The following is a 13066-nucleotide window of genomic DNA, read 5'->3' on the forward strand; positions in this document are numbered from 1 at the left end:
CCGCTATGATAAGTTAGGGAGAGAATGCACATCTTTGAGGTTGGCGACGGGCTGATCAGGGTTTTACTGTCATTAGATTTTTTATATGGAGATACGGTATGAGCAGGAAGTCACTCGCGTTTTTAAGTTTAGTGTTGATGATCTGTCTTGGTGCGGCAGGGGCTGCTGAGACGGCTACTATCGAGTCCGATGTTCTGGCGGTAGAGGTGGATACGGCTTTTCCGCGGGTGGTCAAGTATACGTGGAAGGAAAGCGGGGCCGTGATGTACGGTCAGGAGAACGAGCTGGAGCAGTTCAAGATCAACGGCGAGGCGATGAAGCCTGCGAAGATCGAATTTTCCAGGAGCGACGACAGCGCGAAGTACGCTGTGCGGGCGAGGAACACGCGGTTCAATGTCGTGATGAATGTGGCTGAGAATGTGCTGGAGTTTCGGATCACGGACATTCGTGACGGGGGGTGGCATTATGTGAAGACCATCGAGATACCGAATCACAGTCTGTTTTCGGTAAGGAGTGATCAGCCTGGTGCGCAGGTTACGGCGGCGAAGGTGTGGCCGAGCAATGGTTGTATGGAAGAATTCGTGCAGGTAGCGAGTGCGGCGACGGACGTTAATCCTGTGAGCAGGACCTATGTGCTTTTGAATACGGACGAGCTTGCGGCATCGATCGAGAATAATGTTCTGATGGACAGCAGCCGGGTGTACTATCAGACGGTGGATAACGGCGGGTACAAGTCGTGCGGGGTGAGTAATCCCGCGTGGACGTATCGCGAGATCGAATCGGAGATTTATGAAGAGCCTTACTGCAAGGTCGTGATAACGGACGACGTGAACGGCGACGATGAGGTTAGCTGGCAGGACGCGGCGATAGAGCATCGCAAGATCATGTACAATCCGCAGGGAGCGGAAGAGATCAAGACGGACGTGGTTTCGCAGATCGCGATGAATTTTGCGAGCCTGGCCCAGCATCCGTTTTTGAAGGTGCTGGACGATATCAAGATGGTTTATCTGTACACGGATGGGCTGGGTCAGACGGTGCAGTTCAAGGGTTATCAGTCGGAGGGGCATGACAGTGCTCATCCGGATTACGGCAACAACTTCAATATGCGGGCAGGCGGGCTGGACGATTTCAATTTCGTGACGAAGAAGCTGCACGACTGGAACTGCAAGCCTGGCGTTCATATAAACTGCACGGAGTATTATCCGGAGGCGAAGTATTACAGTGACGATCTGCTGACGGGCAGAAGGGGCTGGGCGTGGCTGGATCAGTCGATCTATGCGGATAAGCGGTATGATATCGTGAGCGGCAAGCTGTATCACAGGCTGGATGAGCTGGCGGAGAACGCGCCTTACCTGGACTGGATCTATGTGGATGTTTATTTTGGTGTCGGCTGGGACAGTTGGAAGCTGACGAGCAGGCTGAATGATAACGGCTGGGACGCATATACGGAATTTGAAGGTATGATGGAGCGGGACGCTGTCTGGATCCACAGGTCGCAGAAGCATGCGGGGCTGGGCGTGAGCAGCAAGGTCATTCGGTTCATCAAGAACCACCAGAAGGACGTTTGGACGCATGGGCCGTTGCTGAGGGGCAGCTACAACCTTGGGTTTATGGGTTGGCACGCTGAGAATAATATCAATCCGTTCATCTATAACGTGTTTACGAATAATCTGCCGAGCAAGTACATGCAGCATTTCGAGATCATGAAGTGGGAAGACGGCAGGGTCGATTTTACTGACGGCGTGCATGTTGCGAAAGAGGCGGACGGCAAGGTCAATCTTTATAAGGACGGCAAGCTGCTGGCGAGTGGTGTTTACGATGCGAAGAAACGCCGAATGGTCGAGAATCAGCTTTTCATTCCGTGGAGTCCGTATGATGAGACGAAGATATATCACTGGAACGATGCGGGCGGTGAGACTGAGTGGACGCTGCCTGCCAGTTGGAGCGGTGCCGGGTCGGTCAAGCTTTATCAGTTGAGTGATGCGGGCAGGACGTTTGTAGGTGATGTCGATGTTAGCGGCGGCAAGGTGACGCTGGATGTTGAAGCGGGTACGCCTTACGTTGTGTATAAGAGTGAACCGAAGCCTTATCCTGATATGAAGTGGGGTGAGGGGCAGTTGGTAAAGGATGCTCAGTTCAACAGTCATGGATTTGAGTACTGGAGCAAGAGCAGTTCGGCTGGCAGTACCGATCATATTACGATGGAGAATGATGAACGCGGGCAGACGCATTTGAATGTTGCCGGCAACGGCGGTGCGGATGCTATGGTTTCGCAGAAGATGACGGGGCTGGAAGGCGGCCAGAGGTATTCGGCGTCGGTATGGGCGCAGATCACTGGTGAGCGTAAGGCGACGTTCGGTGTGAAGGTCGGCGGTGAGGAGATCAGCAAGACGATCCGCAAGACGGATGTGCCGAACTATTCGTACTGTTCGGACAAGGCGTGGACGCGTTATCAGCGGATCAGGGTGTTCTTTACTGTGCCTGAGGGTCAGAGTGAAGCGACGGTGTTTATGGCGGCCAGTGAAGGCGGTGAGGACGCAGTAGTTGAGTTTGATGATGTGCGTGTTATCGAAGCGCCGGCCAAGGATAATAACGGCCACTGGTACTACCAGGACTTTGAGTGGACGGATGAGGGCTGGGGGCCGTTCGTGTTCGCGATCCGCAGTGATACGCATACGCATCTTTCGGAGACCCACGAGCCTTACACGGATGATACTATCAACGGGCAGTTCTCGCTGAAGACTCGCAATGAGCGGCAGGGGCTGGTTTACAGAACGACTGAAGGGCTGCTGCGGTTTGAGCCCAATACGACGTACACGGTGAGCTTTGAGTATCTGCAGGACAATGGCGGTCAGTACAGTGTAGTCGTGGGAAGCAATGACGGCGGTGAGGATGCGATGAAGGTTGACGAGAAGCTGCAGGGCAGTCGCGGCAGATATGTCGCTACGTTTACGACGGGTGACTATGACGATTGTTATATCGGTATCAGAAAGAACGATCGCAAGGGCGGCAGGATGGTTATGGACGATCTTGCGATCGATGTGAAATAGCATCGGCTAAGTGAATTGAGAGTGTGTGTTGCCGGGTGGCGGCTGGAGAGTCGCCTCTCGGCATGTTTTGGTTTTTAGGTAGAAGCCTGGACGAATAATTGAGAGTCAGGATTTTTGCGTTGAGCTGCGGTTTGACGTGTGTTCAGTTTTTATGAAAGGTAAGTAAATGACTTTTATTGACTGGGGAATTGTCGTTTTACTGATAGGTCTGATGACCTGGGCGGCGTGGCATACGACGAGATACAATCGTAGTGTTGCGGATTTTCTGGCTGCGAACAGATGTGCCGGCCGTTATATCATGGGTGTGTCGGACGGCATTGCGAATGTCGGTGCGATCAGCATTATCATGGTGTGGGAGATGTACTATCGGGCTGGCTTTTCGGTTGCCTGGTGGGCTCTGGTCATGCTTGTGGTGCAGGTTATCGTTGCGCTGACGGGGTGGATCGCGTACAGGTACAGGCAGTCTCGGGCGCTGACGCTGGCGCAGTTGCTGGAGATGCGGTACAATAAGAGCTTTCGTATATTCTGCGGGTTCGTGCTGTTTATCTCGGGTACGCTGAACTTTGGTATTTTCCCGGCAGTGGGAGCGAAATTCTTCCAGCATTTCTGCGGTCTTCCAAAAGACATTATATGGCAGGTCGGGCCGATGGAAGTAGATGCGGTCTATCTTTCGATAATGCTGGCTCTGCTTGCGATCTCTCTTTACTTTACATTTGCCGGCGGACAGATCACGGTGATGATCACGGACTTTATTCAGGGGACGACGTTTAACATCGCGCTGTGCCTTGTGATTGTGTTCGTTATGTGGAAGATGCCGTGGGCGGATATTATGGACTCGCTTTCGAACAAGGCGGCGGGTGAGTCGATGATCCATCCGTTCAGATCGGCGAAGACGGAGGACTACAATTATTCGTTTTATCTGATCCAGGCGCTGATCATTTTCTGGACGTTCATGGCGTGGCAGGGGGCGCAGGGATATTTCGCGGCGGCCAAGAATGCTCACGAGGCGCGTATGGGCCGTGTGATGGGTAACTGGCGTATTCTGACGCAGCAGATGCTTGTGCTTATACTGCCTATCGCTGCGTATACGATGCTGCACAATCCGAACTGGGCCGATATGGCTGCGGGTGCACATCAGGAGCTGAACCAGATCGGTAACGAGACTATCCGGACGCAGGTGACGACTTCGGTGGGATTGCGGTATCTGCTTCCCGTGGGATTGACGGGTGCGTTGTCGGCTGTGCTGCTGGCGGCGTTTATCAGTACGCACGATACTTATCTGCATTCGTGGGGAAGCATCTTCATTCAGGATGTCGTTCTTCCGCTGCGGGGCGGTAAGCCTTTGGATAAGAAGACGCATATGCGGTGGCTTCGTTATGCTATATTTGGTGTGGCGATATTTATTTTCCTGTTCAGTCTGTTCTTTTCGCAGAATGATACGATCGCGATGTATTTCGCGCTGACCGGTACGATCTGGCTTGGCGGTGCTGGTGCTGTTATCGTGGGCGGACTCTATACGCGATGGGGCACTACGGCAGGTGCTTATGCCGCAGTGTTCGGTGCGATCATTATCGCGGTTACGATCTTTACGTGTCAGAGGATCTGGCCTGACCTTTACCATACGGTTGAAAAGGGCAGGGTCAGTTATCTGCAGCTTGACGGTGCGAACGAAAGCGAGCTTAACAGCAAGTATAACCTTGAGGGCAGTGCGGAGTTTGTGCAGGGCGGCAGGTTTGACGGCGCCCTGGAGCTTGACGGCAAGGGATATTTGACAGTTGACGATTTTGAAGGTATCGGCGGGACAGATGCGCGGACCGTGAGCTACTGGATAAACGTTGAAAAGCCCGGGACGGTTCTGAGCTGGGGGAGAGAAGGTGACGGCAAGCAGTGGACGATGAGTGTCGTTCGGCGAGTCGCTACCGAAGCCGGCAAGGAGATAGAGACTGGCGTTGTTCGGCTGGATGTCGGCGGTGCGACGGTTACGGGTAATCTCAACGTGATGGACGGTGCGTGGCACCATGTGGCGGCGGTTGTAGATGAGAATCGCGGCACTACTGTGGATGATCTGGAGCTGTGGATCGACGGCAAGTTCCAGGAACGCAGTAAGATTGAGAATGCTGAGCTGGCGATAGATACGGCAGGCGATACGCCGGTAAGACTCGGTACGGGTATTGACGGTCAGGCGGCGTTTGAGGGCATGATCGACGAGGTCAGTGTCTATAACCGACCCGTGACTAGGAAGCTGCCGGACAGTGATAAGGCAGAGCCCGAAGAGTCGCTGCACTTTGAGATGGATATTCTCAAGGGGCTGGAATTCCAGAAGGTCAGTTTTGCGGGCATGAAGCTGACTGTTAATTCGCAGTGGGGAATGCTGTATGCGATGGTGAGTACGGCGATCCTTTATACGGTTGTTTCGCTGCTGACGATGAAGAAGAAGTTCAACCTGGACAAGCTGCTGCACAGGGGCAAGTATGCTCTTGCGGAAGATGAGACGCAGGTTACTGATGAGCCGGTCAAGGGGCTCGGGACGCTGATCGGTATGGGCAAGGATTTCGATCTGAAGGATAAGATCGTTTACTCTTCGATCACCGGCTGGTCGGTCGTATGGGGTATCGTGTTTATCGCGGGCTGGATCCATAACGCCAATACTGAGGGCTTTTCCGAGTCGACATGGGGCAAGTTCTGGCAGTTCTATGTATGGCTGTCGGTTGTGCTCGGCGTGATAACTACGGTATGGTTCACGATCGGCGGTATCAAGGATGCGAAGGATCTGTTCCGTACGCTCGAGACGAAGGTTCGTAACGATGCAGATGACGGTTCGGTTTCGCATGCTGATGAAGATGACGAAGATGAGGGCGAAGCCGCGTAGTCAGGTTAGAGTGTTTCACGATGTGTTCGTTTGAATGATGTATTTCCAGGGGCCTGGAGATGTGAAAATGTTTCCGGGCTCCCTTTTTTGTTTTTGATTTTGCGTGATGTTTGAGAGGTGATATTCGTGAGTAAGTATAAGGAACTCGAGAAGAAGGGTACCGATGGTTTCGTGACGCTGCCTGCGGAGAGCGGGCAGGAAGAGAAGGTCGTGGAGCTGATCAACAAGTGGGGTTCGGATGCGATACGTGACAGTGACGGTACTGAGCTGAGCCCGGAGCTGGTGGAGCTCGGCAAGCAGGTTTATTCGACTATCTGCCTGGTAAGGGCGGATCAGGAATGGCCGAGGAAGAACTGGGATAAGCTGCCGCAGAAATTCTTGATGAGTGAGCATGTGACGGCGACTTCGGACAAGGTCGAGATCGACCCGATGGAGAACTATTTTCGGGAGAAGTACGAGATCGACCGCAATCATGATGAGAAGGAATGGTGGCAGGTGTTCGATCGGACGACTGGCGAGGAGGTTAGTACGGATGACTGGGAGTTTGACGGTGACCGCGGGCTGGTGGTTATCAAAAATGCGAAGAAGTTCCATGTCTATACGGTGAATTTTCTCGTTTACCAGATATGGGATTCGACGTCGATGTACAACCATATCTCGAACGGGTGGACGTGTCCGCATGTGGTCAGTACCGAGCCTTATCACGCGGATGCTCGCAAGCATTTGATGGATTATTTCGATAACTGGCTTGAGACGCATCCGAATACTGATGTCGTGCGGCTTACGACGCTGGCGTATCATTTTGTGCTGGACAGCGATAAGCATGGCGTGGACAAGTACCGTGACTGGGTCGGTTATATGGACACGGTGACGGTCGAAGCGCTGCAGGATTTTGAGAAGGAGTACGGCTATCGGCTAACTTCGGAAGACTTTGTCGATGAGGGTTATTACAACGCTACGTATCGTGTGCCGAAGAAGCGGTATCTGGATTGGATGCAGTTCATTCACAAGTTCGTGATCGAGTTCGGCAAGGAGCTGGTGGACAAGGTTCATGCGGCAGGCAAGAAGGCTGCGATTTTTCAGGGTGACCACTGGGTGGGTGTTGAGCCTTACAGTGACGATTATCCGAAGATGGGCATCGATATCAATGTCGGTGCGTGTGAGGATGGTGTTGCGTTGAGGCGGCTGGCGGATTCACCGTGGGATGAGGTTAAGGAAATTCGGCTGTATCCTTATTTCTTCCCGGATGTGTTCTGCGAGGGCGGCAAGCCTACGGAAGAGTCCGTGAGCAACTGGGTGAAGATCAGGCGGGCGATGCTTCGCAAGCCAATCGACAGGATCGGTTACGGGGGGTATTTGAGCCTGGCGAAGAAGTTCCCGGAATTTGTCGAGCAGGTGAGCGGTCTTTGTGACGAGTTCAGGCAGATCAAGGAGAACAGCGGCAAGACTGAGCCTTACAGTGCGCCGGTGAAGGTTGCAATACTTAATGCGTGGGGCAAGTGGCGAAGTTGGCTGAATAATTTCGGGCGTGATCAGAAGTTCTTTATAAAGCGGCCCGACGTGATCGCTGTTGCCGGATCTAATCTGCTGGAGTGCATCAGCGGATTGCCGGTCGAGATACAGTTTATGAGCTTCGATGATATTCTCACAGGCGGTGTGCCGGACGATGTCGATGTAATCATTAATGACGGCGAGGACGGAACTGCTTGGAGCGGCGGTGAGTGGTGGGTCAATGAGCAGATCGTATCGACGATCCGCGAGTGGATCTACAACGGCGGGGGCTTCGTGGGCAATCTCGGGCCGAGTGCGTACCAGCATCAGGGCAGGTATTTCCAGTTGAGCGATGTTATGGGCGTCGAGCGTGAGATCGGCAACCAGGTTATGGCGGCTGGTCGCAAGTTTGAGGAAAGCGGTGAGCACTTTATTACGGCTGATGCCGGCGGCAAACTGGACTTCGGCACGGACAAGAGCTATGTCTTTGCGAGTAGTGAGGATGTGCGTGTGCTGGAGGCGAACGGTTTGCATATTCGGCTGGCGGCGAAAGATTTCGGCAAGGGCAGGGCGGTGTATATGGCTGGTCTGCCTTACAGTATCGACAACAGCAGGATGCTGCACAGGGCGCTGCTTTGGTCGGCTGGTCAGGAGAGCGAGCTGAAGAAGTGGTTCAGCTCGAATGTCAATACCGAATGTGCGGCGTATCCTGAGAAGAAATGCTTTGTGGTTGTGAACAACGCGAGCAGCGAGCAGACGACGACGGTTTATGACGGTGATGGCGAGTCGTTCGAGTTGACGCTGGATGCTTACGGCAGTAAGTGGTTCAGTATGGAGTAGGAAAGTCGCTCTAGACATGAGTTTTATATAAGCCGGCAGGGTTTTTTATGATCTTGCCGGTTTTTTTGCGTTTATGGGGTGTTTGGAACGTCCTTTTTGCGGAGTTGATTAATAAGGGCGAATCTGCTACATTTAATTGTTGTGGGTTTCTTAACTTTTTACGGCTTTAATCCGGTTGGAGTGCGGCATTGTCGGCAGATCGGATACGTATTCGGTAATCGAAAGGACTTGATTGTGTTTAAGTGCAGATTTTTGTGGGTTTGTGTTGTTGGGCTTTCTTTTTTTGCGGTTTCTTCGGGACAGGCGGTTACGATTGATGATGCCGATGAGCCGGTAGCGATAGATATGTGGCTGATGAGCGGTCCTTTCGATGTGCCGATGCCGGTGGATGCGGAAGAGGAGAATATTTTTGATAAGACGTATGGGATTGACGATCAGCTCAAGTTTGATTTTGTGAATGTGGATGAACTGCGGCCCGGGGCGGGGGATGGGTTTGCGTGGAGTACTGCTGAGCGATCGAGCTGGAAGGTGAGCGGGGCGGATGGATCGGGTAAGCTGGAGCTGGGGGGCGGCGAGGGTGACGTGCCGCAGGTGTATTATCTGGCGGCGTATGTTAGTGTGGATCGGTGGACGCAGGCGGATCTGACGCTGAAGAGCTGTCATCTGCTGGAGGTGTTCGTTGACGGTGAGTCGGTCAAAACGAAGACGTCGTCGCAGAAGCCGGGTGATGACGGGGAGGCGAGTGCGGGGGAGCTCAAGGCGGAACTGAAGCTGGATACGGGAAAGCATCTGGTGGTCGTGAAGTGTCTGCGTGATCCGGAGAATGCGGCTGGGTGGTTTGTAGAGTCAGTGTTGAAGGTTGATGAAAAGACGGTACCTGCTGAGATGAGTTTCGATCTTGCTCCGGCGGGGCCGATAAGTCTTTCGGAGGCGATGGACGCGGCGAATGTTTCGCATGTGTCGGTGTCGCCGGACGGTTCGGTCGCGGCAGTGGTTCAGTGGCAGTATCTGGACGGCGGGGACAGTCATGAGTACTGGCTGGAGCTACGGCGGGTCAGTGACGGAGAGCTGCTGCGGACTTATCGCGGGCCGATCAGTATCAAGTCGCCGGAGTGGACGCCGGACGGCAGGGCGATAAGTTTTGTCGATCGGGACGGGGGCAAGAGTACGATATGGGTGATGGATATTGAGAGCGGGATGATGGAGCCGGTGCTGCGGGGAGTGAAGGATTTTGGCGGGTATTCATGGTCGCCGGACGGGTCGTTCATTATTTACAGCGTTACGGAGAAGGAGTCGGCGGATTCTCTGGGTGTGCATCATGTGAGGGATCTGGACAGGCGTGACGGGAGGACTCGGAGCGAGAGTTATCTGTACCTGCTGAACGTGGAGGCGGGGACGAAGAGGCGGCTGACGTTTGGTGACCCGGGGACACGGCTGCAGGATATCAGCCCGGACTGTGAGCGGATCATTTACAGCAGGAGCTGGCGGGATTATAGCGAGAGGCCCTTCTCGAAGAGCGAGTTTGTTGAGCTGGATCTTGAGACGATGGAGGCGAGGGAGCTTTGGGAGAACAATTGGTACGCTGGTGCCGAGTATTCGCCGGACGGTAAGAGGCTGCTGGTGGTAGGCGGGCCCGACATGTTTGGCGGAGCGGGTAGGAATACGCCGAGCGAAACTATTTCGAATGCGTATGACAGCCAGGCGTTTATCTATGACCTGGAGACGACGAGCATCGATCCGATCACGAAGGATTTCAGGCCGGAGATCAAGAACGGGGCGTGGAACGATTTTGACGGCAAGATATACTTCGAGACAGCGGATAAGGCGTTTGTTCGGATCTACAGGTATGATCCGGACAGCCGGGAGTTTGAGATGGTCGAGACGGACAGGGAGGTTGCGAGTGATTGGGATATGGCGGATAAGGCGGGGGTGGCTGTTTACGAGGCTGCGAGTACGAATGTGCCGGGGGAAGTGTTTGCGATGGAGCTTGCGAGCGGACAGAAGTGGACCCTTGTTGAGCCTGATGCGGAGTTTTGGGAGCGGATCGAGCTTGCTGAGGTGAAGGACTGGTCGTTTGAGAACGAAGACGGCGATGAGATCATGGGGCGGGTTTATTATCCGCTGGATTTTGATCCCGCGAGGAAGTATCCGTGTATCGTTTATTATTATAGTGGGACGAGTCCAACGTCGCGTAACTTCAGTACGAGCTTTCACAGGTATGCGGCGAATGGTTATGTTACGTATGTTTTGCAGCCCAGCGGTGCGGTCGGGTTCGGGCAGGAGTTTTCGGCCAAGCATGTCAATGACTGGGGTAAGAAGGTTGCTGGCGAGATCATTACGGGCGTGAAGAAGCTCGTTGAGGAGCATGATTTTATCGATGCCGAGCGGATCGGCTGTACGGGCGGTTCGTATGGCGGGTTCATGACGATGTATCTGCAGACGCAGACGGACATTTTCAGTGCGGCTGTTTCGCATGCGGGTATCAGCTCGATCGCAGGTTACTGGGGAGAGGGCTACAGCGGTTTCGGTTATTGTGCGATCTCGGCGGCGGAGAGTTATCCGTGGAACCGGTGGGATATTTATGTGAATCAGAGCCCGCTGTTCAACGCGGACAAGATACACACGCCTTTGCTGCTTACGCATGGGACAGCAGATACGAACGTGCCCACTGGACAGAGTACTCAGATGTATACTGCGCTGAAGCTGCTGGGTCGGCCCGTTGAGATGCTGGAGTTCAAGGGTGAGGGGCACGGCATTGGTAATTACAAGAGGCGGGTTGCTGCTGCGAAGGCGAAGCTGGCGTGGTTCGATAAGTATCTCAAGGACCAGCCGCAATGGTGGGACGATATGTATGGGGAGGATGAGTAGCGAGGTTAAGCTTTTTGTGTACAAGGGATTTCATGACGCCGGCTGATTTGCTTCAGTCGGCGTTTTTGCAATGGCGCTCGATGTGCTTTTTGACGGTTCGGCGGTCGAGGGCGGTTCGGCGGGCGACTTCGCCGAGGGTGCCGTATTTATCGTAGAGTGTTGCGCAGTAGCGGGCGAGGAGCTGCTGGGCGTCGGGTTCGTCCGAGATGTCGATGGTGGATCTGTTGGGGTTGGCGGTTTGGCAGTGTCGACCGTCGTAATCGCGTTTGATGATAACGCTGCGGACGCACTGTTCGAGTTCGCGGACGTTGCCGGGCCAGGCGTAATGCTTGCCCAGGCGCGACTTTATTACATCCATTACCATGGGGGCGAATTCGGTGTTGTCTCCAGCGATGCTTGCGATGGTTCTGTTGACGAGTTGTTCGAGTTCTGCTGGATCTTCCTTGATTCGCTGGTGGAGGCTCGGGACGGCGATGCAGTCGGAGCAGAGGCGGTAGTAGAAGTCGTCGCGGAATTTGCCCTCGGAGCGGAGGGAGTCGATGTTCTGGTTGGTGGCGGCAATTACGCGGCCAGAGAAGCGGAGTTTTTCGTGGTTGCCTACGGGGGAGAATGTGCGTTCCTGCAGGACGCGGAGGAGCTTGATCTGTATCTGGGTGGAGATGTCGCCGATCTCATCGAGGAAGATCGAGCCGTGAGGGCTGCAGAGGGAAAAGATGCCTTCGTGTGCGGATACCGCGCCGGTGAATGAGCCCTTTGTGTGGCCGAACAGTTCGGATTCGATCAGGCTCTCGGGATATTCGGACAGATTGATCGGTATGAAAGTGCGGGTGAAGCTTTCGGCGAAGCAGTTTTTGTTTTCGTCGAAGGGTATGTAGCCGCTTTGTCCGATGGCGGCAGCGGCGGTTCCTTTTCCGCAGCCGGTGGGTCCGAGCAGGAGGGTGGAGAAATCTTCCATTTTGTCCCAAAGATAGCGTTCGTAGTGCAGGATGTCGTGGGTGAAGATGTTGTTCCACAGGTTCATGCGGAGTTTTTGCATGGATGGGGATCGGCCGAGGAGGTTCTTGTCGATGAAGAAGAACGCACGGCGGATCTGGTAGAACAGTTCGAGGTAGCGGCGGGCCCGGTCACGCGCGAGGCCGGCGGTGCGGAGACCGGCGAGGAGTTCGGGTGCGAATGGGACATCGATGCTTTTGTCGGGGCTGGCGAGCTGCTGATCGATTATGGCGTCTAGTTCATATGCATACTTGTGGAACGCGTCGAAGAGCAGGGCGTGTTCGATGATGGTGCGGTCGGGGTGGGCGAAGTCCTTTATCTTTATGGGGGCTGTCTCTTCAAGAGTCCTGAGACGGGTGCTGACTTCTTTTACGGCCTGGGGCATGATGCTGGGCCATGATGCGCCGTCGTTTCGGCCGGATATGCGTCGGTCTATCTCGACCCGCTCGGGGCTGAAGGGGTTGGTGAAGGTCGCCCGGGAGACGAGCTCGAAGAAGTTGCGGTCGCTTTGTGTTAATTTTAGCTGATCCATGCATGCAATGTATAGGGTGTGCACATTATTTGCCAGTGAATAATTGGCGGCTGGTGTGGTTTTATGCTCATGTCGCCATAAGTGTTTAGCTGTCAAGTGTTTATGTTAAATGTAAAATGCTGGCACGGGGATTGCTTTTTAGTTAAACGGATTATTTGATGATTCTTGAAAAGTGAAAACAGTACACATCTCCGTTTGGCGGCGGCTCCGGGCGGTTCGGAGTCGCTGTCATCTTGTCTTTGGTTCAATGGTGTGCACGAATTTGCGAAATTATAGAAGGAGAAAGCAAAATGTTGAATGCAGAGGTCTTGATAGCGGCTGTTGCGATCTGGGTTGTTGGGATCGTTTGGGGTTGTTCGTGCGGCGATAATGCCGCCAGCGGGAATAGTGAGAGCTAATTTGGAGACAGGGTCAAACAATAAT

At 53.9% G+C, this 13066-nt stretch carries 5 protein-coding genes; 4 read left to right on the forward strand and 1 reads right to left on the reverse strand.

Annotated elements, in window-relative coordinates:
- The first annotated feature begins 98 nt into the window (after window positions 1-98).
- From STSP2_RS06320 to STSP2_RS06335, 4 genes are all read left to right on the forward strand, one after another.
- Entirely contained in the window at window positions 99-3050 is a 2952-nt protein-coding gene (locus STSP2_RS06320; RefSeq protein WP_146660913.1) for an endo-alpha-N-acetylgalactosaminidase family protein, read from the forward strand.
- Between the two features lie 166 nt (window positions 3051-3216).
- Window positions 3217-5919 (forward strand): sodium:solute symporter family transporter, encoded by a 2703-nt coding sequence (locus STSP2_RS06325; RefSeq protein WP_146660915.1) that lies wholly within the window; start codon window positions 3217-3219, stop codon window positions 5917-5919.
- Window positions 5920-6045: 126 nt separating this feature from the next.
- The gene (gene gnpA, locus STSP2_RS06330; protein WP_169853034.1) at window positions 6046-8250 is read left to right on the forward strand and encodes a 1,3-beta-galactosyl-N-acetylhexosamine phosphorylase; all 2205 of its coding nucleotides are present in this window, start codon (window positions 6046-6048) and stop codon (window positions 8248-8250) included.
- A 234-nt stretch (window positions 8251-8484) separates the two neighbouring features.
- The gene (locus STSP2_RS06335) at window positions 8485-11118 is read left to right on the forward strand and encodes a S9 family peptidase (protein WP_146660918.1); all 2634 of its coding nucleotides are present in this window, start codon (window positions 8485-8487) and stop codon (window positions 11116-11118) included.
- A gap of 52 nt (window positions 11119-11170) precedes the next feature.
- On the opposite strand, the gene STSP2_RS06340 is transcribed toward STSP2_RS06335, so the two are convergent.
- Window positions 11171-12643, reverse strand: a complete 1473-nt coding sequence (locus STSP2_RS06340; protein ID WP_146660920.1) for a sigma-54-dependent transcriptional regulator — start codon at window positions 12641-12643, stop codon at window positions 11171-11173.
- Window positions 12644-13066: the final 423 nt, after the last annotated feature.

Origin of the sequence: Anaerohalosphaera lusitana (genome assembly GCF_002007645.1) — a bacterium.
Lineage (GTDB): Bacteria > Planctomycetota > Phycisphaerae > Sedimentisphaerales > Anaerohalosphaeraceae > Anaerohalosphaera > Anaerohalosphaera lusitana.

Bases quoted from the DNA above. Each gene is read 5' to 3' on its own strand.
- STSP2_RS06320 (WP_146660913.1), top strand. From the start codon at position 99: ATGAGCAGGAAGTCACTCGCGTTTTTAAGTTTAGTGTTGATGATCTGT.
- STSP2_RS06325 (WP_146660915.1), top strand. From the start codon at position 3,217: ATGACTTTTATTGACTGGGGAATTGTCGTTTTACTGATAGGTCTGATG.
- STSP2_RS06340 (WP_146660920.1), bottom strand. From the start codon at position 12,643: ATGGATCAGCTAAAATTAACACAAAGCGACCGCAACTTCTTCGAGCTC.